Source organism: Geoanaerobacter pelophilus (assembly GCF_018476885.1).
GTDB classification, from domain to species: domain Bacteria; phylum Desulfobacterota; class Desulfuromonadia; order Geobacterales; family DSM-12255; genus Geoanaerobacter; species Geoanaerobacter pelophilus.
The window spans coordinates 340,891-364,235 of sequence record NZ_JAHCVJ010000002.1 but is presented as its reverse complement, the minus strand read 5'-3'; the positions used below and the strand labels follow the sequence as shown (position 1 = coordinate 364,235).

Annotated in this window: 21 protein-coding genes; 12 read left to right on the top strand and 9 right to left on the bottom strand. The window is 55.7% G+C overall.

The genetic code is table 11. The features are described from left to right. The first annotated feature begins 8 nt into the window (after positions 1-8). From hypF to KI809_RS07075, 10 genes are all read left to right on the top strand, one after another. Positions 9-2,291 (top strand): carbamoyltransferase HypF, encoded by a 2,283-nt coding sequence (gene hypF / locus KI809_RS07120; RefSeq protein WP_214171058.1) that lies wholly within the window; start codon positions 9-11, stop codon positions 2,289-2,291. Positions 2,292-2,399: 108 nt separating this feature from the next. Further along, positions 2,400-2,630, top strand: a complete 231-nt coding sequence (locus tag KI809_RS07115) for a HypC/HybG/HupF family hydrogenase formation chaperone (protein WP_214170843.1) — start codon at positions 2,400-2,402, stop codon at positions 2,628-2,630. Continuing rightward, a complete protein-coding gene (hypD, locus tag KI809_RS07110) occupies positions 2,627-3,718 on the top strand; it encodes a hydrogenase formation protein HypD (RefSeq protein WP_214170842.1) in 1,092 nt (363 codons plus the stop codon). Before KI809_RS07115 ends, hypD begins: the two co-directional genes overlap by 4 nt. Positions 3,719-3,729: 11 nt before the next feature. Continuing rightward, positions 3,730-4,743 (top strand): hydrogenase expression/formation protein HypE, encoded by a 1,014-nt coding sequence (gene hypE / locus KI809_RS07105; protein WP_214170841.1) that lies wholly within the window; start codon positions 3,730-3,732, stop codon positions 4,741-4,743. A 191-nt stretch (positions 4,744-4,934) separates the two neighbouring features. Beyond that, positions 4,935-6,065, top strand: coding sequence for a hydrogenase small subunit (locus KI809_RS07100; RefSeq protein WP_214170840.1), 1,131 nt, complete (start codon positions 4,935-4,937; stop codon positions 6,063-6,065). A 5-nt stretch (positions 6,066-6,070) separates the two neighbouring features. Further along, entirely contained in the window at positions 6,071-7,771 is a 1,701-nt protein-coding gene (locus KI809_RS07095; RefSeq protein WP_214170839.1) for a nickel-dependent hydrogenase large subunit, read from the top strand. Positions 7,772-7,783: 12 nt separating this feature from the next. Continuing rightward, entirely contained in the window at positions 7,784-8,452 is a 669-nt protein-coding gene (gene cybH / locus KI809_RS07090) for a Ni/Fe-hydrogenase, b-type cytochrome subunit (RefSeq protein ID WP_214170838.1), read from the top strand. Continuing rightward, positions 8,449-8,934 (top strand): HyaD/HybD family hydrogenase maturation endopeptidase, encoded by a 486-nt coding sequence (locus KI809_RS07085; protein ID WP_214170837.1) that lies wholly within the window; start codon positions 8,449-8,451, stop codon positions 8,932-8,934. The genes cybH and KI809_RS07085 overlap by 4 nt, the downstream gene beginning before the upstream one ends. 197 nt (positions 8,935-9,131) lie before the next feature. Next, positions 9,132-10,058, top strand: a complete 927-nt coding sequence (locus tag KI809_RS07080; protein ID WP_214170836.1) for a substrate-binding domain-containing protein — start codon at positions 9,132-9,134, stop codon at positions 10,056-10,058. A 12-nt stretch (positions 10,059-10,070) separates the two neighbouring features. Next, positions 10,071-11,900, top strand: coding sequence for a sensor histidine kinase (locus tag KI809_RS07075; protein ID WP_214170835.1), 1,830 nt, complete (start codon positions 10,071-10,073; stop codon positions 11,898-11,900). Between the two features lie 80 nt (positions 11,901-11,980). Here KI809_RS07075 and KI809_RS07070 read toward each other — a convergent pair whose 3' ends face one another. The 9 genes from KI809_RS07070 to KI809_RS07030 form a co-directional block, all read right to left on the bottom strand. After that, entirely contained in the window at positions 11,981-12,664 is a 684-nt protein-coding gene (locus tag KI809_RS07070) for a carbonic anhydrase (RefSeq protein WP_246559267.1), read from the bottom strand. A 212-nt stretch (positions 12,665-12,876) separates the two neighbouring features. Continuing rightward, entirely contained in the window at positions 12,877-14,928 is a 2,052-nt protein-coding gene (locus KI809_RS07065) for a sodium-translocating pyrophosphatase (protein ID WP_214170833.1), read from the bottom strand. A 149-nt stretch (positions 14,929-15,077) separates the two neighbouring features. Further along, on the bottom strand, positions 15,078-15,641 hold the full coding sequence (locus tag KI809_RS07060) for an elongation factor P (RefSeq protein ID WP_214170832.1): 564 nt from the start codon (positions 15,639-15,641) through the stop codon (positions 15,078-15,080). A gap of 132 nt (positions 15,642-15,773) precedes the next feature. Continuing rightward, positions 15,774-16,754, bottom strand: a complete 981-nt coding sequence (hemB, locus tag KI809_RS07055) for a porphobilinogen synthase (RefSeq protein WP_214170831.1) — start codon at positions 16,752-16,754, stop codon at positions 15,774-15,776. Between the two features lie 2 nt (positions 16,755-16,756). Beyond that, on the bottom strand, positions 16,757-18,304 hold the full coding sequence (cobA, locus tag KI809_RS07050) for a uroporphyrinogen-III C-methyltransferase (RefSeq protein WP_214170830.1): 1,548 nt from the start codon (positions 18,302-18,304) through the stop codon (positions 16,757-16,759). 69 nt (positions 18,305-18,373) lie between these two features. Continuing rightward, positions 18,374-19,327 (bottom strand): hydroxymethylbilane synthase, encoded by a 954-nt coding sequence (hemC, locus tag KI809_RS07045; protein WP_214170829.1) that lies wholly within the window; start codon positions 19,325-19,327, stop codon positions 18,374-18,376. 78 nt (positions 19,328-19,405) lie between these two features. Next, on the bottom strand, positions 19,406-20,710 hold the full coding sequence (gene hemA / locus KI809_RS07040) for a glutamyl-tRNA reductase (RefSeq protein WP_214170828.1): 1,305 nt from the start codon (positions 20,708-20,710) through the stop codon (positions 19,406-19,408). Positions 20,711-20,728: 18 nt separating this feature from the next. Continuing rightward, a complete protein-coding gene (gene ccsB, locus KI809_RS07035) occupies positions 20,729-21,544 on the bottom strand; it encodes a c-type cytochrome biogenesis protein CcsB (protein WP_214170827.1) in 816 nt (271 codons plus the stop codon). Continuing rightward, positions 21,541-22,215, bottom strand: a complete 675-nt coding sequence (locus tag KI809_RS07030; protein WP_214170826.1) for a precorrin-2 dehydrogenase/sirohydrochlorin ferrochelatase family protein — start codon at positions 22,213-22,215, stop codon at positions 21,541-21,543. Before KI809_RS07030 ends, ccsB begins: the two co-directional genes overlap by 4 nt. Positions 22,216-22,391: 176 nt before the next feature. Between KI809_RS07030 and trxA the strand changes: the two genes are divergently transcribed. Both trxA and KI809_RS07020 read left to right on the top strand, forming a co-directional pair. Beyond that, a complete protein-coding gene (gene trxA, locus KI809_RS07025) occupies positions 22,392-22,721 on the top strand; it encodes a thioredoxin (protein ID WP_214170825.1) in 330 nt (109 codons plus the stop codon). 9 nt (positions 22,722-22,730) lie between these two features. Continuing rightward, entirely contained in the window at positions 22,731-23,231 is a 501-nt protein-coding gene (locus KI809_RS07020) for a TlpA disulfide reductase family protein (RefSeq protein WP_214170824.1), read from the top strand. Positions 23,232-23,345 lie beyond the last annotated feature (114 nt).

The following is a 23,345-nucleotide window of genomic DNA, read 5'->3' as shown; positions in this document are numbered from 1 at the left end:
GTAATGAGCTGAAAAGGGTTCGTGTCAAGATAACAGGGATTGTGCAGGGGGTCGGTTTCCGCCCTTTTGTGTACCGAGTTGCCCACAGTCTCGGCCTGACCGGCTGGGTCCGCAATGACCCTTCCGGCGTTATTGTTGAGGCTCAGGGGGACGACGGCTTCTTGGAACGCCTGGCAATTACCCTGCAACATGAGGCGCCCCCGCTGGCCGTGATCGGTGCCCTGACGCAGGAATTCCTTCCCCTGCTTGAAGGGGAGAGTGACTTCAGGATTCTTGCCAGCGCCCATGGAGCGGCAACCGCCGAGATTGCCCCTGACACCGATATCTGCGAGGATTGCCTGGCCGAGCTGTTCGACCCGGCGAACCGGAGATTCCGCTACCCCTTCATCACCTGTACCAACTGCGGTCCCCGCTACTCGATAATCACCGGTTTGCCGTATGATCGGTTGCTGACCACCATGGCCCCGTTCGCTCTCTGCCCTGACTGCCGTACTGAATATGAAGACCCACGAGACCGGCGTTTTCATGCCCAACCGCTGGCCTGCCCGGCATGCGGTCCATCCCTCGGCCTTTTTGATGCCAAGGGTAGGCCTGTCCCCGGCGATCCGCTTGAGGCTGCGATCGGTCTGCTGCGAGAAGGGCGGATTGTTGCGGTTAAAGGGGTAGGCGGTTATCACTTGGCAGTAGCGGCCTGCAGCAGCGAGGCGGTTCAGGAACTGCGCCGCCGCAAGCGCCGTCAATCCAAGCCATTTGCCGTGATGTTCCGGGATGTTGCTGCAGCTGGAGAGGCTGCCAAGGTTGATGCTCTCGAAGAGCGGCTGCTGACGGGACCGGAGCGGCCGATTGTGTTGCTGGCAAAGCGTGAATCGGCCATTGCGCTCGAAGTGGCACCAGACAGCAATTATCTGGGGGTGATGCTGCCGTCGTCACCGCTGCATCATCTGTTGCTCAATGATTTCGGGGCTCCGCTGGTTATGACCAGCGGCAACCGCTCGTCCGAGCCGGTTGCCTTCGCTGATGACCAGGCCTTTGTCAACCTTGCCGACATTGCCGATTATTTCCTGACCAACGATCGTCCGATACGGACCAGGGTCGATGATTCGGTCATCATGGTGTTCCATGGCAATCCCCTGTTTCTGAGGCGGTCGCGCGGCTATGCCCCGCGTGCTGTGCAGCTGGCAGAACCTCAGCCGTCAATATTGGCCGTAGGGGCAGAGTTGAAGGGGGCTTGCTGTCTGACCCGCGGCTCGCAGGCATTCCTCAGCCAGCACATTGGTGATCTTCAGAATATTGAGACGCTGCAATCGCTGGCAGATACCGTCGATCATCTGAAGCAGCTGCTTGAGGTTGCCCCGGTTGCAGTGGCGCACGATTTGCACCCAGATTACCTCTCGACCCGCTTTGCCCAGGAACAGCCTGACGTCATGCTGGTGGCCGTGCAGCATCACCATGCCCACATGGCGGCTTGCATGGCGGAAAATCGTCTTACAGACAAGGTCATTGGCGTGGTCTTCGACGGTACCGGCTATGGTGTTGACGGTACAATCTGGGGCGGCGAGTTCCTGGTCGGAGATTATGCCGACTTTCGCAGAATGGGCTCGTTCCGCCAGGTGTTGCTCCCCGGCGGCGACGCTGCAGTAAATGAACCATACCGGATGGCCGTTTCCTGGCTCTATGATACGCTCGGAGCCGACGCCTTTTCGCTCCCGGCAGACCGGTTCCCGTTTCTGCATACCCCGGAGCTGCCGCTGCTCAGACAGATGATCGAGCGCCGTATCAATGCGCCGCGCACCTCCAGCTGCGGCCGGCTGTTCGATGCCGTATCAGCCCTGATCGGGGTGCGGAGCACTGTTTCCTACGAGGGCCAGGCCGCCATCGAGCTGGAGGCAATTGCCGAAGGCGCGGCCCATGACCGGGGTTATCCCTGGCAGATTGCCAAGATCGACGGCCGGTTGGAAATAGACTGGCGACCGCTGTTTGCCGCGCTCCTGGACGATATTGCCGCCGGGGTATCCCCGCGGGAGATGGCGGCCAGCTTCCATGGCACTGTTGCCGCTGCTTCAGTAGAGATGTGCCGTTGTCTGCGACAAGAGACCGGGGTAGAGGACGTGGTTCTTTCTGGTGGGGTGTTCCAGAACCGCCTGCTTACCGAGAACCTTTGTTTGCTTCTCAAGGAGAACGGCTTCAAGGTGTTCAGCCACCGCCTGGTGCCCCCCAATGATGGAGGCTTGGCATTGGGCCAGGCAGTGATAGCCGGAAGGAACGCAACTTTTCCGCAATCTCTGCGTTGATCTTCGGGATTACTTGTGCGACGTAGTCGTGCTACGCCTCCGCGTAATCCCTTGATCGCCTTGACCTTGCAAAAAATTTGCGTCCCTGAAAACATAAGGAGTTTGAATATGTGTCTGGGTGTGCCTATGCAGGTTGTGAGTGTTGACGGGACTGATGCCGTTGCTGAGATAGACGGAGTACGGCGCGATGCGAGCCTGATGCTTCTTGACGAGGAGGTCAAGGTTGGCGATTACGTCATCGTCCATGCCGGCTTTGCTATTTCCAAGCTGGATGAGGCCGAGGCCTTGGAGACCCTCGCCATAATGAGAGATATCTTTGATCCCGAGGATATGGCATGAAATATCAGGATGAATACCGTAACCGGGAACTGGTCCAGGGGCTTGCGGCGCATCTGGAAAACCTGGTGGCCGGCTATGCGGGAACCATGACCTTTATGGAGGTCTGCGGCACCCACACCATGTCGATCTACCAGTATGGCTTGCGCGGGCTGCTTCCTGCCCAGGTGCGATTGATCTCCGGCCCCGGCTGCCCGGTTTGTGTCACTCCCAACAGCTACCTCGACAAGGCGATCGCCTGCTGCCGGATTCCAGGCGTGGTGGTGGCGACATTCGGCGATATGCTCCGGGTGCCCGGCACCTCTTCCTCTCTGATGGAAGAACGTGCCAAGGGAGCGGACGTGCGGATCGTCTATTCGCCGCTGGACGCAGTCAAGCTGGCGGCGACAAACCCTCAGCTCAAGGTGGTTTTTCTGGGAGTAGGCTTCGAGACCACGGCCCCGACTATTGCCGGCAGCATCCTTGCGGCCAGACAGCAGGGGCTTGGCAATTTCTTTGTCCTGGCGGCGCACAAGACCATGCCGGTGCCGATGGCAGCGCTGGCCTCCGATCCCGAGCTAGCCATCAGCGGCTTCATCTGCCCGGCCCATGTCAGCACCATAATCGGTGCCGACGCCTACCAGCCATTGGCCCGTGATTATCAAAGGCCCTGCGTCATTACCGGCTTCGAGCCGGCTGATGTGCTTCAGGGAGTGGCGATGCTTGCCGCCCAGGTGGTTGCCGGAGAAAGCCGGGTGGAAATCCAGTACAGCAGGGCGGTTAAGCCGCAAGGGAATCCCAAGGCCAGGGCGATACTTGACGAGGTCTTTGCCCCGTGCGATGCCGAATGGCGAGGGCTGGGGATGATTCCCGGCAGCGGTCTGGCAATAAGGGAGGAGTTTGCCTCCTTCGATGCCGAGCGAATGCTGCCGCTAACCCCGGAACTTTCCCGAGAGCCGACCGGGTGTCGCTGCGGCGATGTGCTCAAAGGGAAGATCACCCCCTTTGACTGCCCGCTGTTTGAGCAAACATGTACCCCTGAGGCGCCGGTAGGTGCCTGCATGGTTTCTACTGAAGGGACCTGTGCTGCGGCATATAAGTATGGCAGGTAAGGAGTGAATAGATGAACGACGATCTGATTCTTTTAGGTCACGGCAGCGGCGGGGTGTTGTCGCACAAGCTGCTGTCCGACCTTATTATTCCGGCCCTCTCCGGAACCCCTCTATCCGGGCAGGATGATGCCGCAGTGCTCAATATTGATGCCGGGCGGATCGCTTTTACCACTGACTCGTATGTTGTTGATCCGATTTTTTTCCCCGGCGGCAATATCGGTTCGCTGGCGGTCAACGGCACGGTGAACGACCTGGCGATGGTCGGGGCGACACCACTCTATGTCAGTTGCGGGCTGATCATCGAAGAAGGGTTTTCCCGCAAGGAGCTCTCCGCGATTGTGACAAGCATGCGCCAGGCAGCAGACTTGGCCGGAGTGCGGATTGTGACCGGCGATACCAAGGTGGTGCCGCGCGGTAAAGCCGATCGGATCTTCATCAATACTGCCGGAATCGGTGCTTTCGTTACAGGTCAGCCGCTGAGCGGCGCCAATGCCAAGCTAGGGGACAAGGTTATTGTCAGCGGTACTATCGGCGACCATGGTATTGCCGTGATGGCTGCCCGCGAGGGGTTGTCGCTGGCGACCGAGATCCAGAGCGATTGTGCCGCGCTTAATGGCCTTGTCAACGAGATGCTGGCCATGGCGGGAGATTCGTTGAGGGTGCTGCGCGATCCCACCCGGGGCGGGGTGGCAACCACCATCAAGGAGATTGCTGTCCAATCCGCAGTTACTATTACCCTGGACGAGGCGGCGCTGCCGGTGGATCCCGCGGTGCGGGGGGTTTGCTCCATACTGGGACTCGATCCCCTCTATGTTGCCAACGAAGGGAAACTGCTGGCCGTGGTGGCGCCTGCTGCTGCCGAGGCATTGCTTGAAAGGATGCGGCAGCACCCACTGGGCAAGAATAGCGCTATAATCGGAGAGGTCGCAACCGCTGGCGTCGGCAAGGTGCAGATGAAAACCGCCGTGGGTGGGGTCAGGTCTGTGGAAATGTTGGCCGGAGAGCAGTTGCCGCGCATCTGCTGAACTTATAATCATGGTTTGAATTATCAAGGGGAAGGCTGCGGCCTTCCCCTTTTTTTTGTCCCTAATTTAGCGTTAATAGAAAAGCGTTAAAATTGTTACATGTTGATAATAAAGAATATTTCTTGACATCTAAACAGTAGGGTATAAAAATATAAAACAGTTTTCCTTTATTGCGGAACAGGAGGATGCCGATGGCCAAAGAGAACGATGCGAGTTACACGGAAGATAACGGGGCGGAATTTAAAGGGAGGGTCTCCGAACTCCTCGAGCAACGGGGGGTTTCCAGGCGCGACTTTATGAAGTTCTGTTCGACCATGGCTGCTGCTCTGGCCCTGCCGCCGGCATTTGCTCCGAAAATTGCCCAGGCGCTGGACGAGGTGAAGCGGCCGACCCTGGTCTGGCTCGAATTCCAGAGTTGCACCGGAGATACCGAAGCCCTGTTGCGGGCATCCGCTCCCACGGTTGCAGAAATAGTGCTCGACATCCTTTCGATCGATTATGCCGAGACCATTATGGCTGCTGCCGGTCATCTGGCAGAAGCCAACCTCGATAAGGTCGTCAAGGAAGAGAAAGGTAAGTATATCGCGGTGGTCGAGGGTTCGATTCCGCTTAAAGATGACGGTGTGTACTGCTGCATTGGCGGCAGAAGCGCCGTAGATCGGGCAATTGAGGTTTGCGGCGGCGCTTTTGCCACCATTGCCGTCGGCACCTGTGCCTCGTACGGCGGACTCCCAGCTGCGGCACCTAACCCAACCGGTGCCGTTGGCATCAAACAGGCGGTCCCGAGCGCGACGGTGGTCAACCTGCCGGGTTGCCCGGTGAATGCCGACAACCTCACGGCAACGATCGTCCATTTCCTGCTTCTGAAGAAGCTTCCCGCAACCGACAGCTTTGGCAGGCCGCTCTTTGCCTATGGCAAGAGGATCCACGACAACTGCGAGCGCAGGCCGCATTTCGATGCCGGCCAGTACGTCGAGGAGTGGGGCGATCCGGGCCATCGTCGTGGCTTTTGCCTATACAAGATGGGATGCAAGGGGCCGCAGACCTTCCATAATTGCCCCACCGAACGGTACAACGAGCACACCAGCTGGCCGGTGGCTGCCGGGCATGGCTGCGCCGGCTGCTCACAGCCTAACTTCTGGGACGACATGGGGCCGCTCTACCGAAGGTTGCCGAACGTGCCGGGCTTTGGCATAGAGGCCACAGCTGACAAGATCGGCCTTGGCCTGGTCGGCGTGGCTGCGGTCGGTTTCGCGATTCACGGCGCCCTGAACGCCATGCGCAAGGATAAGGAACCTGAAGACACTTCGAGGGAGGGATAACTGCTATGGCGAAGATTGTCGTTGATCCAATAACCCGTATCGAAGGGCACCTGCGGATAGAGGCCGAGATCAGCAACGGCCGGATCGTCGATGCCTGGAGCGGCAGCACCATGTTTCGCGGCATCGAGAAAATACTGAAAGGACGCGATCCGCGTGATGCCTGGTACTACACCCAGCGGTTCTGTGGAGTATGCACCACGGTTCATTCCATCGCTTCCATCCGGGCCGTGGAGAATGCCCTTGGCATCAAGGTTCCGCCCAACGCCGATATCGTCCGCAACATCATCATGGGGATCCAGAATGTCCAGGATCACGTCATCCATTTCTACCATCTCCATGCCCTCGACTGGGTGGACATAACTTCGGCTCTCAAGGCTGATCCGGTCCGCACCGCGTCTTTGGCGGCATCTATTTCTGATTGGCCGCTCAATTCGCCAACATATTTCAAGGGGATCCAGGAGCGGCTAAAGGCATTTGTTGCCAAGGGGCGGCTGGGACCGTTTGCCAACGCCTATTGGGGTCACTCGGCGATGAAGCTCCCTCCCGAGGCCAACCTGATGGCAACGGCCCATTATCTGGAAGCGCTGGAATGGCAGAAGGATGTGATCAAGATCCACGCCTACCTGGGGAGCAAAAACCCGCATCCGCAGACCTTCCTGGTCGGCGGCATGGCGATCCCGCTTGATGCTGACTCACAGAATGCGATCAATGCCGACAAGCTGGCCGAGATCGGTGGCCTGCTGAAAAAAGCCAAGGAATTTGTCGAGAAGGTCTATATCCCGGACCTGTTGGCAGTAGCGTCATTCTACAAGGACTGGGCTGCCATCGGCGGCGGGGTAGGCAACTACCTCTCCTACGGCGAGTTCCCGGACCCGGTAACCGGCAAGCAGTTTTTCCCGCCGGGGATCATTCTCAATAAGGACCTCAGCAAGGTTCATCCTGTTGACCAGAAGAAGATCGCCGAATATGTGGACCATTCCTGGTTTGAATACTCCGGTGGCCAAGGCAAGGGGGCTCACCCGTGGGATGGCGAGACCGAGCCGAAATATACCGGCCCGAAACCGCCTTACCAGCATCTGGACACTGACCGGAAATACTCATGGGTCAAGGCGCCGCGCTACAACGAACTGCCGATGGAGGTCGGCCCGCTGGCCAAGCTGCTGGTGGCCTACGCGTCAGGGCACAAGGAGACCCAGGCTGCGGTGGGGCTGGTGCTGAAGCATCTCAATGTCGGTCCCGAAGCCCTGTTCTCCACGCTCGGCCGAACCGGTGCCCGGGGGCTCGACTGCCTGATAACCACCCAGCAACTGCCGGTCTGGCATGGCCAGCTGGTGGAAAGCATTGCCAGAGGCGATCTGCGGATTCATGCCGGCGAAAAATGGGACCCGTCCACCTGGCCCAAAGAAGCTGCCGGCTACGGTTGGCACGAGGCGCCGCGCGGCGCGCTGGGGCACTGGATCAAGATCAAGGATGGCCAGATCCTCAATTATCAGGCAGTGGTGCCATCGACCTGGAACGCTTCGCCGCGGGATCACAAAGGGCAGCGGGGGCCGTATGAAGAGGCGCTGATCGGCACCCCGATTGCCGACCCGAACCGGCCGGTGGAGATTCTTCGGACTATTCACTCCTTTGACCCGTGCCTGGCCTGCGCGGTACATGTCGTCGATGCCACCGGTAATGAATTGATTCGGGTGAAGGTATCCTAGAAAGGGGGGAGCATGAGCAGCCAGTGCAAGTTCAAAAGATATATCTGGGAGCTGCCTGTCCGCTGGTGCCATTGGATCAATGTGCTCAGCATCGTTACCCTCTCGGTCACCGGCTTCCTGATCGGCTACCCGATCTCGCTCGGCCATTCTGCCTCGGATTTCACCATGGGGTGGATCAGGTTCATTCATTTCACGGCCGCCTATCTCTTTACCGTCAGCGTGCTGTCCCGGATTGTCTGGGCGTTTATCGGCAACCAGTATGCCGGCTGGATGGAGTTTTTTCCCCTGTTCAGTGAAAAGGGAAGAGGAAAGCTGGTCCGCATGCTCAGGTATTATTTCCTGATCGACAAGGAGGTGCCGGAGACCATCGGCCATAATCCGCTTGCAGCCACAGCCTATTCCCTGCTGTTTTGTTTCTACCTGATCATGATCGTCACCGGTTTTGCCCTGTACTCCGAGCATGCGCCGAACGGCGCGATGCATGCTGCTCTTGGCTGGGTGACAACGCTGGTGTCCAACCAGGGGCTGCGCTTGATTCACCATCTAAGCATGTGGTGTATCTTCGGTTTTGTCATCAACCATATCTACAGCGCCTGGTTGATGGATATCAAAGAGCATGGCGCAGAGATTTCCAGTATCTTCAGCGGCTTCCGTTTTACAGTGCATAGGGAGAAGGAATGAGCGCGGCACTTCGGACAATGGTGCTTGGGCTGGGCAATCTGGTGATGAGCGACGACGGCGTCGGGGTCCGGGTTGTGAACCATCTTGCGGACTGGTACCGGTTCCCTGATGATGTCGTGTTGCTTGACGGTGGCACGCTTGGGCTGGATATTCTGCCGAGGCTGGAGGGGATAGACCGGCTGCTGGTTGTTGATGCCGTGGATAATGGCAAGTCGCCGGGTGATCTGGTCAGGCTTGTCGGTGATGAGGTGCCGGTGGCCCTTTCGACAAAGCTTTCGCCGCACCAGATGGGGTTGAAGGATTTACTGGCCGTGGCGGAGTTGCAGGGGATCCTGCCGACAGAGGTTGTGCTGGCTGGTGTTCAGCCAGGGAGCATTGAAATGGGGATGGAGCTTTCAGTAGAGGTGGAGGGAGCGTTGAGCGGCCTGGCCGGATTGGTGCTGTCTGAACTGGAGAGATGGGGGGTCGCTCCGGCTCAGTAAGTCTTGTACTGGCTGTCAGCGCAACTAAAAGGCCGTCCGGATGACTCCGGTCGGCCTTTTTCGCATTTAGCCGTGCGAAATCCTTTAGTGGAGAAATATATATCTTTGCATCTTTAGAAAATGCGCTATTATTAAAAAATGATTATCTAATTTTTAGCGGTTATCGTTTATCAGCGCTACCAGAAGGGGGAGTGGGCATGTTGCTACGCCGATTCTTTACTGCATGCACCATTGTTGTGCTCCTGAGCTGTATCGGCTGCAGCCGGGAAGAGTCGAAAAAGATTGATCTGACAAAGGCCGAGGCTATAAACCACGAAAAAACAAGTAAGCCTGATGCGGTCAGAATTGCTGTGGGAGGGATGATAACGCCCCAAGACGGCTTTGCCTATTACCGGGAGTTCCTTGACTACATCGGGGCTGAACTTGGCCAACCGGTGCAATACGTTGATGCAACCAACTATGAAGAGATCAACGCCAAGATTGAAGCGCGAGATATTGAGGGGGCTATCGTCTGCAGCGGCCCTTATGTCGACGGCCACAAGAAATTCGGCATGGAACTGCTGGCTGCCCCCATGGCCTATGGCGGGACAGTCTACTACTCATACATCATTGTCCCCAGAGACAGCTCGGCAAAAGGGTTGGATGACCTCAAAGGAAAGGTGTTCGCTTTTACTGATCCCCTTTCCAATACCGGTAAACTGGTTCCTGAATACCTGATTGCCAGAAAAGGAAGTAGCACCAAGGCCTTCTTCAGTAAAACGGTCTTTTCCGGGTCGCACGACAAGTCCATCCTGGCAGTGGCTGATAAGCTGGTTGACGGAGCTGCCGTTGACAGCCTGATCTGGGAGTATTTAAACAAGACCAAGCCGGCATTGACGGCAAAAACCCGTATCCTGCTCAAGTCTGAACCTTATGCAATACCGCCGTTTGTCGTACATCCAGCTCTTGATCCGGGACTCAAGGAGAGGCTGCGCATGATCTTGTTGAATGCCCACAAAAACCCCCGGGGCAAGGCGCTGCTTGACAAGATGATGACTGAGCGCTTTGTAGCAATTGATGACAAGGCCTATGATTCTATTCGGGAAATGAAAAAATGGCTTGCGGGTAAGGGGCTGGAAAACTAAGCGGAAATTGATATGGCCACATTGAGCCTACGCGGGAAAATTATTCTTTTTGTCCTCGGAATATCGGCACTCACAGTTGCCGTCATGGTCCTGATTGTCGTGTTGTTTGTGCAGCCGCGCCTTGAATCCAAGCTCGAAAAACGCGGAGCATCGATAGCCCATGCCATCTCCTCGCAGTGCATTAACCCAATACTGAGCAGGGAACTATTTCAACTTGAGATGTTTTTTCGCGAGCTGATCAATACCGAAAAGGACGTCGAGTATTTATTTGTCCAGGCTCCTAACGGAGAGGTGCTGGCTCATTCCTTCGGCCAGAAATTTCCGGTGGCCCTGAAAGGGCTTAAGCCGAAGATAAATGGGGGCGGTCACGGCATTGTCCGGCTCCGTGCGGCAGATCGCGATATCATCGACATCTCATTGCCGCTTCTAGACGGCAACCTGGGGCGGCTGCATGTGGGGATGGCAGCAGCTTCAATCCATACCGATGTTAATGAAATCCTTGGATCTCTAATTAGTATTGTCGCTATCCTGTTTATCTCGGCATTGTTGATCGTGTGGTTTCTGGAGCAGCGGGTCATCAGACCGTTACGGGAAATCAGGGCGGTTTCGGCGCGTGTTGGTGAGGGGGAGCTTGACCAGCGGGTCACAGTGAACTCTCGGGATGAAATCGGCAACCTTGGCGAGGAGTTCAACCGGATGCTCGACTCCATCAAAGAGGCCCAAGAGAATATTATTCAGGAAAAGGAATTGCTGGCGGAAAGCGAGGAGCGGTTCCGCAAGCTCTTCGCTGAACATGATGCCCCTTTTTGCCTTGTTGATCCGGCTGACGGGGCAATTGTTGACGCAAATCGCAGTGCGTCCAGGTTCTACGGTTATAGCCAGGATGAGCTGCGCAAAATGAATATGGGAGAAATCAATGTTGCTCCCCGAGAAGAGCTGGAAAAAGCAATGCAGTGCGTGGCCAACAGGACCAAGGGGTTCTGTGTGTTCCCTCATCGCCTGAAGAGCGGGGAAATCAGGACTGTCGAGATCTACTCATCGCCGATTGCCATGGCGGGGCGTTTTCTGCTCTTTTCCATTATGCACGATATTACGGAACGAAAAGCCGCAGAGGCAGAGCTGGTGCAGTTGAATCTGACGCTTGAGGATCGGGTTCGTGAGCGGACAGCCGAGTTATCCGCTGCAAACAGTGAACTGGAGTCGTTCATCTACTCGGTTTCTCACGAAATGCGGGCACCGATCGCTCGCATGGAAGGGTTCAGCGAAATTCTGTCCGAGATTTCCCCTGAAGGGGAGCAGCGTTATATCGCTCAAAGAATTGGTGTTGCCAGCAAGCGGATGCGTGATGTTATCGATGCCCTGCTGACGCTGAGTCGCCTGTCACGAGCTGAATGCATCCTCGAACTGCTAGATTTGTCTGCCATTGCGCGACGGATCGTAACTACGCTGCAGTTGTCGGCGACCCATTCACCCACAATACACATCTCTGATGGCATGACCGCAACCGGCGATCGTGGCATGATCGAGTTGTGCCTGCAGAATCTTTTGGGCAACGCCTTCAAGTACACAGCGAAAACAGAGGCCCCTGAGATCTCATTTTTTATGGAAGCGTCCGAAGGGAATGTTGTCTTCACGGTCCGCGACAACGGAATCGGATTTAATATCGAGGATACCAAGCATCTCTTTGAGCCATTCGGACGACTTCACGGGCAGCACGAGTTTAAAGGGGACGGCATTGGCCTCGCCATTGTCGCCCGGATCATTGACCGGCACTCCGGCCGGATCTGGGCTGAAGCCGAGCCAGGTAAAGGGGCAGCTTTTCATTTCACTTTGGGAAGTTAGGTTTTTCTGAAAAGACACTTACAAAAAAAGCGGGACCGCTGACCGGTCCCGCTTTTTATATTATATCATGTGCCTTCTATCTAGTGCAGTATCGATACAGCACCAGTGTAGAGGTCATACTTAGCTGGCACAATCTTAGCGCCTTTGCTCTCAACAAATTCCTTGATAATAGCAGATTTCTTTTCCAGTTCTTCGGCGACCAGTTTGGCATTTTCGGTGATGGCCTCTTCCAGGTCTCCGCCATGTGCTTTGGCTGCTGTTACCGCAGGCATTATAGAGTCTACAAGGCTCATGAGATTGGGCGATTCGATTGAGCCTTCAGTGTAGTTGTAGGTTGCGGTAACTGCCCCGCATTTGCTGTGACCGAGAACCATAACCAGCTTTGCGCCAAGATGCTCAAGAGCATATTCAATCGAGCCCAGTTCGTGGGGCGCCACTACGTTGCCTGCAACGCGGATTACAAAAACTTCCCCCAGACCTTTGTCAAAGATAATCTCAGGTACTGCCCGCGAGTCTGAGCAATCTACTATGATGGCATAAGGTTTTTGACCGTTTACTGCCAGGTCTTTGCGGACACTTGGCGAGCTTTTGTGGTCAAGTCCGTCAGTATTGCCTGCAATAAACTCCTTGTTGCCTGCCATCAGTTTGGCAAGAGCCTCGTCGGCAGAGACACCGCTGCCGGCTTCGCTTGCTCCCGCAACAGCGGACCAGGCCAGACATGCTACAACAGTTACGTGGATAAAAACTCTTTTCAATGCTTTCATTTTCATGCTCTCCTAAATTAAAATTTCACCTTGACGTATAGCCCAAAGGTATTATTGGAGGTTGTGTATACATTACAATTAGGTCGTAATCAATTGAATAATGATTAGATTTGCTTGATTAATGTCTCTCTGAAGATTGGAATATATGCTTGGTATAAAAAAAGCGGGACCGATTGCCGGCCCCGCTTTTTTGTTGCTGTCTGTCGTATCGTCTACATCTTGCTGAGCAGCGGCACGATGAGCAGTGACACGATGTTGATGATCTTGATCATCGGGTTGACGGCCGGGCCGGCAGTGTCCTTGTAAGGGTCGCCGACGGTGTCGCCGGTAACGGCAGCCTTGTGGGCCTCGCCCCCTTTGCCGCCGTGATGGCCGTCTTCGATGTATTTCTTGGCATTATCCCAGGCGCCGCCGCCAGTGGTCATGGAGATGGCGACAAAGATACCGGTGACGATGGTGCCGACGATCACGCCGCCGAGCGCCTTGGGGCCGAGGGTGAAGCCGACGATCACCGGAGCAAGGATCGGGATCAGGCCAGGGATGACCATCTCCTTGAGAGCGGTCTTGGTAACGATATCGACGCAGGAAGCGTAGTCGGGCTTGCCGGTGCCTTCCATGATCCCCTTGATCTCGCGGAACTGGCGACGAACCTCAACGACAACTGCGCCACCGGCCTTACCAACCGCTTCCATGCACTGAGCAGCGAAGTAGTAGGGGAGCATGCCGCCGATAAAGAGGCCGACGATGATGTACGGGTCGGACAGGTCAAAGGTGATGTTCTTGCCGACCAGTTTCAGCTCATCAACGTAAGAGGTAAAGAGGATAACGGCAGCCAGACCGGCAGAACCGATGGCGTATCCCTTGGTAACAGCCTTGGTGGTGTTGCCGACTGCGTCGAGCGGGTCGGTAACGTCACGGACCGATTTGTCCAGTTCAGCCATCTCGGCAATACCGCCGGCGTTGTCGGTGATCGGGCCGTAAGCGTCCATGGCAACAACGATGCCAGTAAGCGACAGCATGGAGACTGCAGCAATGGCAATGCCGTAAACCCCGGCGCACTGAAAGGAGATGATGATCCCTGCAGCGATGACAATTACCGGTGCTGCCGTGGCTTTCATGGAAACGCCGAGACCAGCGATGACGTTGGTGCCGTGACCGGTGGTTGAAGCCTGGGCAATATGCTGAACCGGGGCGTATTCAGTGGAGGTGTAATACTCGGTAATCCAGAAGATGGCTCCGGTTACTACCAGGCCGACAATGGCTGAAATAAAGATATTGAGGGCGCTGAAGGTCTGACCGGCTGCATTGGTCAACCCCTGCGGGAACATCTGGACGGTAACAAAATAGAAGGCGATGCAGGCAAGAACTGCCGAAGCAATGAGTCCCTTGTAAAGGGCCGGCATTATTTTCCCGCTTGCGCCGAGTTTTACGAAGTAAGTGCCTATGATCGAAGTAATAATGGAGATGCCGCCAAGGATCAGCGGATAGCTTACTGCTGCAGAGTTGCCGACAAAAGCGATTGCTCCGAGCAGCATGGCTGCAATCAGTGTTACCGCATAAGTTTCGAACAGGTCAGCGGCCATACCGGCGCAGTCGCCGACGTTGTCGCCGACGTTGTCCGCGATAACTGCCGGGTTGCGCGGATCATCTTCGGGAATTCCCGCTTCAACCTTACCGACCAGGTCAGCGCCGACGTCAGCGCCCTTGGTGAAGATGCCGCCGCCGAGACGGGCAAAGATGGAGATCAGCGAGCCGCCAAAGCCGAGGCCGACCAGCTGGCTGACTACGTCTTTTACCGGTGCGCCCGGCATCATCGTCTGCAGGGCCAGGTAGTATCCGGCCACGCCGAGGAGGCCGAGGCCGACAACCAGCATGCCGGTGATTGCGCCACCTTTGAAGGCGACGTTGAGAGCTTTCTCAATGCCTGATTTTGCTGCTTCGGTGGTACGGACGTTGGCGCGAACCGAGACAAACATGCCGATAAAACCGGTAAGGCCGGAGAAGAGTGCGCCTATGGCAAAGCCTACGGCGGTCTTGACTCCGAGGGTCGCAAAAAGGGCAACGAACATGACGGCACCGACAATTGCAATGATAGTGTACTGACGCTTCATGTAGGCGCCGGCACCTTCCTGGATTGCGGCTGCAATCTGCTTCATCCGGTCATTCCCCTGCGGGAGCGACAGGATCCAGTTTGCCGAGAGCAGGCCGTAAACAACCGCTGCAGCGGCGCATGCCAGGGCGAAATATACTGCGTACTGTTCCATGATACGAAAAACCTCCTGTGTATTGTTTGCCTGTATCGATAGGCGTTGATGTGCGGTGGTGCCAAAAACGAAAAAATATAATAGGAATTCGGTTGAAATGTCAACAGAATAAATGAGTTAATTAATTAGGGCTGGCTTCGGGAAGCCTGTCAAGCCCTTGACAGAAAGCGCCCTTCCTTGGTGTCGACCTTGATCTTTTCCCCTGATTCCAGGTAGGGTGGCACCTGGATTCTGAGGCCGGTCTCCAGCACCGCCTCCTTGGTCTGGGCTGTGGCGGTAGCGTTCTTCAGGACCGGCGCGGTTTCAGTGACGGTCAACTCTACGGATTGCGGCGGGTCTGCGCTGACCATTCTCCCCTGGAACAGTCCAAGGGTCATTTCGGTCCCTTCAAGAAGGTAGGGGGATATCAGGGCGAACGCCTCTTCTTCCATCTCGAACTGCTCATAGGTCTCAAGGTCCATGAATATTCCGCGATCGCCGTCGGCATAGAGGAACTGTCCCTTGTGGCGTTCAAAGTCGGCTTCCTCGACCTTGTCGCCGGAACGGAAAGTCTTTTCCAGAACCTGCCCGGTCAGAAGGTTACGGTATTTAGTTTTGACCATGGTGCTGGCGCCACGCGCTGAAGGGGACTGGTAATGCACGTCAATAATGATGCACGGCGCGCCATCCAACTGGATAACCAGTCCTTTCTTGAAATCACCTGTTGTAACCATGTGTATCTCCCTGTCTGTTAAATTGGCGTACTTTTTAGCAAATAGTGGAACAAAAAACAAGTGAGCCCGCCGTTTTCGGCAGGCCCACGGTGTACTGCTGATTTCCTTGCGCTGGTACGTTTCCTTTCGCTGCTACATCCCTTTTTTCAAAAGGGCCGCTACTTCCTTGGCGTGATAGGTGAGGATCAGATCGGCCCCGGCGCGCTTGAACGAGATCATGGTTTCAAGGATGACCCGCTCTTCGTCGATCCAGCCCATCTTTCCGGCAGCCTTGATCATGCTGTACTCGCCGGACACGTTGTAGGCGGCAACCGGAAGGTTGGTGTAGTTGCGCAGTTCGCGGATGATGTCGAGATAAGGCAAGCCCGGTTTGACCATGACGATGTCGGCGCCTTCCTCGATATCCATCGAGGCTTCGCGGATCGCCTCCAGCCTGTTGGCGGGGTCCATCTGGTAAGAGCGGCGATCGCCGAACTGGGGTGTAGATTCCGCGGCTTCGCGGAACGGGCCGTAATAGCCGGAGGCGTATTTGACCGCGTAGCTCATCAGCGGCAGATGGTTGAAGCCGTTATTGTCGAGTACTTCGCGGATCGCCATGACCCGCCCGTCCATCATGTCAGAGGGCGCCACCATGTCCGCGCCGGCCTGGGCATGGGACAGCGCCTCCTTGGCCAGCAGCTCCAGGGTAGAATCGTTGTCCACATCGCCATCCTTGATGATGCCGCAGTGGCCATGATCGGTATATTCGCACATGCAGACGTCGGTGATCACCACCAGGCCTGGCACCTGCTTCTTGAGGGCGCGGATCGTCTCCTGGATGATGCCGTGGTCGGCATAGGCGTCGCTGCCTACTGCGTCCTTGGTTTCCGGGATGCCGAAGAGGATGACGGCCGGAACGCCGAGGGCGTGGACTTCCTGCGCTTCTTCGACGATGTTTTCAATTGACTGCTGGTAGATCCCCGGCATGGAAGAGATCTCCTTCTTGATTCCTTTGCCGAAGGCGGAAAACATCGGGTAGATCAGATCATTGGCAGTGAGGGTGGTCTCGCGGACCATCTTGCGGAACGCTTCTTTACCACGGATGCGGCGGGCGCGGAAAGTCGGGTAGAACATGCTTATTTCTCCTCGTTGGAATGGAGTGAACTGAAGTATCGTACTATTTCATCGGTCATTGTGGCAATAGTATATTGGCTCGGCTCGATGGCTACCTTGAGCCCCATCTCCTGGCAGGTCTTTGAGGTGATCGGCCCGATGGCCGCTACTGCCACCCCTTCGAGTAGGTGCAGAAAACGGTTCTCGCCGAGGAGCTTCGCCAGGTTATCGACAGTGGATGAAGAGGTAAAGGTCACACACTGGATCTTGCGCTCTTCGAGCGCCTGCAGGATCGCCGGGGGGACGTCTTCAGGAAGGATGTTCCGGTAGGCAACCGGGTCTGTTACCTCTGCTCCCATTTCGCCGAGAGCCTTGGGGATCAGGTCGCGGGCACGGTCTGCCTTGGGGTACAAGATCCGCTTCCCCGCGAGTTCCATGGAGTGGAAGGCCTCAATTACCCCTTCTGCCTTGTAGCTTTGCGGGATCATATCCGGTGTTATGCCGTGTTGGGCAATGGCTGCCGCTGTCTTGGGGCCGACTGCGCAGATCTTGCAAGAGCCGAGGGCACGGCTGTCGAGTCCCAAGGCATGGAGTCGCGTGAAAAAGTGTTGGACAGTGTTGATCGAGGTGAAGATGACCCAGGAAAAAGTGGCAAGTTCTGCTATCGCCGTATCAATAGCGACTGTCGATTCCGGAGCAACTATCTGTATGGTCGGACACTCCCAGACCGTGGCACCGAGCTCTTCAAGCAGGGCAGTGAATTCGCCTGCCTGGTCAGTAGCACGGGTAACCAGCACCCCCTTACCGAAAAGAGGCCGGGAGTCAAACCAGCGGAGTTTGTCTCGCATCCGCACCACCTCGCCGACAATGGTTATGGCCGGCGCCTTGAACCCGGCTTTTCTTGCCTTGGCAGCGATATCGGCCAGGGTGCCGATCAATACCTCCTGCTCAGGTCTGGTGCCCCAGCGGACCAGAGCAACCGGGGTTTCAGGGGGACGGCCGTGGTCGATCATGTTGGTTGTGATCTGCTGCAGGTTTTTGACCCCCATGTAGAAGACAACAGTGCCGCTGCCGAGAGAAAGCCGCTGCCAGTCGATCTCGGAATTTTCCTTGGCCGGGTGCTCGTGGCCGGTGACCAGGGCAACCGAGGTGGTGATGTCGCGATGGGTGAGCGGGATGCCGGCATAGGCTGCTGCGCCCAGGGCTGCGGTTACACCCGGAACAATCTCAAAAGGGATGCCCGCAGCTTTAAGCGCCTCGCACTCTTCCCCACCGCGGCCAAAGACAAACGGGTCGCCGCCTTTGAGCCGCGCTACAACTTTGCCGTCCAGTGCCTTTTGTACCAGCAGGTTATTGATCTGCGACTGCTCGTGATTATGCGCCCCGCCGATCTTGCCGGCATAAATAAGTTCGGCATTCTTGCCGGCATGGGAGAGCAGGGAGTCGTTGGCAAGGTAGTCGTAAATGACTACCTCTGCCCTGGACAGGCAGTTCAGCCCCCTGACCGTTATCAGGCCGGGGTCGCCAGGTCCGGCACCGATCAGGTAGACATAGCCGTTATTGCTGGTCATAGGTGGTGTCCAAAGAAAAACGCCGCCGAAGCGGCGGCGTTGAGGTTATGGCGTCATTACAGTTGCTCGTTAAACGTTTTCGTCCACGCGGCCGATCTCCCGCTGATAAACCTCTTCGAGAATCTCTTTGCCGCCGTTGCGCAGGAGGCGTTCGGCCAGCTCGCAGCCGAGGTGCTCACAGGAGTCAACCGGCCCGCTGATGCTTTCTTTGAGGGTACGGGTACCGTCAACCGAAGCAATGAAGCCGGTCAGGGTCATCTGGTCGCCGTTTACCTCACCAAAAGCGGCAATTGGCACCTGGCAGCCACCTTCGCAACGCTTGAGCAGTGCGCGCTCAGCCCGTACCGCATAGCTGGTGGCAGGATGGTTGAAAAAGGCGATCGCTTCCTTTACCGGTTCGTTGCTTAAGTCGCACTCGATCCCCAGCGCTCCCTGGCCGATGGCCGGCAGGGAAAGGTCGGTGGCAAGGAGCTCCGTGACATTCTCGGTATAGCCGAGGCGGTTGAGGCCAGCCGCTGCCAGGATCACGGCGTCAAGACCTTCGGTGTCAAGCTTCTTCATCCGGGTTTCGACATTGCCGCGAATGACGACCATCTGCAGGTCGGGGCGAACCTTGAGTAGCTGGGCCTGCCGCCGCAGGGCGCTGGTGCCGACCTTCGCGCCTTGCGGCAGATCGGCGAATTTTACCCCTTTGGATATCACGGCATCACGAGGGTCTTCACGTTCGGTAATGCAGTAAAGTCCCAACCCTTCTGGGAAATCGGTTGGCACATCCTTCATGCTGTGTACGGCGATGTCGATCTCGCCGCGGAGCATTGCTTCTTCTATCTCTTTTACGAAGAGCCCCTTGCCGCCGACCTGTGCCAAAGGAACATCGAGGATTTTGTCACCAATGGTCTTGATCTTGGTGAGGGTCACTTCCATGTCCGGGTAGCGCTTCTCCAGTTCCGATTTGACCCAGTTTGCCTGCCAAAGTGCGAGTTGGCTGGCGCGGGTGCCGATGCGTAGCTGTTTTAATGCCATTATTATTCTCCTTGGTACGGCACAGGAGCTGGGCGCAAGGTGTATCCGCCAGTCGCCTGAAAGCCGATTTGTTTTTCGTTATTCTTCCAATTCTCCAAGTTCCTGCTGCCCCTCGTCCTCGGTCTGCAACTCGAACAGTGCACGCAAGGCGTCGATGTAAAGGTCGGTCCGCCCCCCCTGGCCGGCCTTTTTCAGCAGGCTGGTCGGCGGGTGCAGCAGTTTGTTCATGATTGCGTTGGTCAATCCTTCCAAACGCTTCTGACCATCCGGGGGGAGATCCTTCCAGCCGGACAGAGTCTTTTCCAGTTCGGCGCGACGGATTTCATCGAATTTGGCGCGGAGGGCAACGATCGTGGGGGTTACTTCTAGGGAGGAGAGCCATTTGAAAAACTGGCCGATCTCCTGGTTGACAATATCTTCGGCCTTTTTCGCTTCCTCGGCCCGTTGGGCCAGGTTGGCCTGGACCACTTCCTGGAGGTCGTCAACCGTATAAAGGTAGACGTTCTCAACGTCGTTCACCTTGGGGTCAATATCGCGCGGTACGGCGATGTCGATGAAGAACATCGGTTTCTGCTTGCGTCTGCGCATGACCTCTTCAAGGTCTTTGGGGCCAATGATGCAGTGTGGCGCGCCGGTCGACGAGAGGATGATGTCTGCCTTGTGCAGGTAATCGAACAGATCCTCGAACTTTACGGCCCGTCCGCCGAACTCGTCCGCAAGCCGCTCGGCCCGCTCGAAGGTACGGTTGGTGACCATAACCCCGCGGACGCCGTTGTTCAGGAAATGTTTGGCGGCAAGCTCGCACATCTCACCGGCGCCGATCAGCATGACGGTCTTGTCGTTTAGCTCATCGAAGATCTTTCTGGACAGTTCAACTGCGGCAAAAGCCACGGAAACTGCAGATGAGGCAATCTTGGTTTCCGTGCGGACTCTTTTGGCAACGGAAAACGCCTTATGCAAAAAACGGTTGAGAATGATGCCGGATGATTTGAATTCAGCGGCGTAGCCGTAAGAGGTCTTTATCTGGCCGAGGATCTGCGGTTCTCCTACCACCATGGAGTCGAGGCTTGAGGCAACCCTGAAGACGTGCCGAATCGCTTCTTCACCGTGGTGGGCGTAGAGGTGTGGATCGAGGTTTTCCAGCGAGAGGTTGTGGTAATCGGCAAGAAAGCGCTTTACCCTGGCGATGCCGCCGGCAATGTCGTGCGTGGTTACGTAAATCTCAACCCGGTTGCAGGTGGAAACAATAATCGCTTCAGTGATGTCAGGGATGTCAACAAGTGCCTTCAGTGGCTTTTCCATGTTGGTCGGCGCGAAAGCCACTTTTTCCCGGATATCAACAGAGGCGGTCTTGTGCGATAGCCCCACTACTATGATGTTCATCTGCGAAAAGTCCCCGCTTTACTTGTAGGTGTGTAATCCAGAGAGTAAGAGATTAACCCCTAAAAATGTGAAAAGGAGCACGAAAAAGCCGGCGATTGCCAGGATTGCCGCCTTGCGGCCGCGCCAGCCGGTGGTGAGGCGCCCGTGGAGCAGAGCTGCATAAACAAACCAGGTAATCAGTGACCAGGTTTCTTTCGGGTCCCAACTCCAGTAAGTTCCCCAAGCGGTTTCTGCCCAGATGGCGCCGGAAATGATTGCCAGGGTGAGCAGCGGAAAGCCGAAGGTCAGGCAGCGATAATTGATATCGTCGAGCTTGTCCAGCGAAGGGAGCTTCTGATACATGGCCCCGAGTTTTCTCTGTTTGAGGAACCGCTCCTGGATCAGGTACATGATGCCGGCGCCGAAGGCAACGGTGAAGCTGGCATAGCCAAGGAAGGCAACGACAGTGTGCACAACCAGCCATTTGCTCTTGAGTGCCGGGTTGAGCGGAGCAATCCCCATGGGGAACAGCATGGAGATGGACATCAGCACCAGAGCGATCGGAATCACAAAAGAGCCGAGAATGGTTACCTTGTATTTACGCTCGAAGACAATGAATACCCCGACAATTGCCAGGCTGAAAAAAGACAGCGATTCATGCAGATTGGTGATGGGTGTCCGTCCCCCCTCGTAGTAGCGAGCCAGGGTAAACAGGGAGTGGAGGAGAAATCCACCATAAATGACCCAGCGGGAGGCTTTTGCCAGGGCTGGTTGTGGCTTGACCAGATAGGCAAGGTAGATAATTGTGGCGGTAAGGTATAACCCAAGTGTTACGAAATAAAGAATTGCATTCATGTAGTGGTCTCTTTCCGCATTCCAAGATCATTCAGGGTGAAGCCTGGACCGCAGAGCTCCAGAAGGAGGTGTTCTACTTCTCTAAGCAATCCGTTTCTGAAGAGTTCGGGGATTGGGCTGTTTGCCAGGCTGCTTAAAATCTGCTTATTGTATCTGTGGTTATCGTTTTGAGTCAATAGCTTTTCTCTGACTTTCCCCATGAGCGCAGCAGTTTCGGCATATTCCCGGCCATAAGTTGTTGCCAGCTGTTTCCTTATTTTGCGGGACAAGGCGGGGGCTTTGCCGTTGGTGGTTACCGCAATGGTAAGATCTCCGCGCCTGACTACAGCCGGCGAATTGAACGAACTCAGTTCCGGCGCGTCTGTCACATTCACCGGAATTCCGGATGCCTCAGCCTCGCGCGCCACCTGCCGGTTGGTCTCAGGTCGGTCTGTGGCGGCGAACGCGACAGCCGCACCAGCCAGATCTCCCTCGGAGTACCCCTTTGCCAGGTAGTTTACCATGCCGTACCTGACCAGTCTTTGCAGGCAGGCCGCCAGCGATGGCGCAATAACCGTGACCTTCGCCTTGCACCTGATAAGGGGCAGGCATTTGCGTGTCGCAACCTTGCCACCTCCTACGACTACCGCAGATTTACCTTGCAGGTTGATGGCTATTGTCAGTTGAGGCATTGCGCTAGGCCTTTCCTAGTGGAGCTACCGGCACGAAGTTCATAATATATCATGTTCGCTGCCATTTTCCATGCTCTCTCCTTTCGTTACTGTCCGATAGGGAACTTGGTCTTGATTTTTCCGGGCAGTAGGATATAGTTTCTTCATAATAAACCAATCTTTCAAGGAGTAATTTTATGGCTAGTGAATTAGTTTTTGCCTTTACTGACGCTAATTTCGAGGCTGAAGTTTTGCAGAGCAATATTCCGGTAATCGTCGATTTCTGGGCTACCTGGTGTGCCCCATGCAAAGCGATAGCGCCTCTCATTGACACCATTGCCCAGGAGTATGACGGCAAGGTCAAGGTGGGCAAGGTAAATGTCGATGACAACCCCAACATCCCTTCCAAATATGGGGTGAGAGGTATTCCGACCATTATTCTCTTTAAGGATGGCAAGGTTGTGGACCAGGTCGTGGGCGCAGTTCCCAAGTCTCAGCTTGAAGCCTTAATCAAAAAGGCGCTTTAGCCAGGCGAAATGAACGGTTATCGCTTTTCAATGCTTTTTTTTATTGCTCTGGTTTTTGTGCCTCTGGTTGCCTTGGCGGCTCCTCAGAAGGGGGAGCCTGCTCCCCCTTTCAAGGTAACAAGCACTACCGGACAGCAGATTGTCTTGTCTGATTATCGAGGCAAGGTGCTGTTGCTTGAATTCTTCACTACATGGTGTTCTTCCTGTAAAGATTCGGTTTCGCATCTGGTAAAGCTTCATCAGAAATATGAAAAGCAGGGTCTGCAAGTCCTTGGCCTCAACCTGGATGATGATGGTGTCAAAATTGTCCGGGAATTCGCCACTGCCAACCGGTTGAATTATCCGGTAGCGCTTGCCGGCGAGAGCATGCAGACTGACTATGGTTTGAGGTCGGTGCCAACTCTTTATGTGATCGGCAAAAAAGGGCTCATAGCCGAAAAATTCATGGGATACAACGAAGAAGTTGAAAAACGGCTGGACCTGCTCTTGCGAAAACTCCTCTCCGAATAGTTGCCAATAGCCCCTAAGACCAAATCCGAGTTTAATGACATTTATTGAATTTTTTTGTCATGAAATTGACTTTATGGCTTGCTTTGTCATGCCTGTCTGCTGGTAATGTCTTGT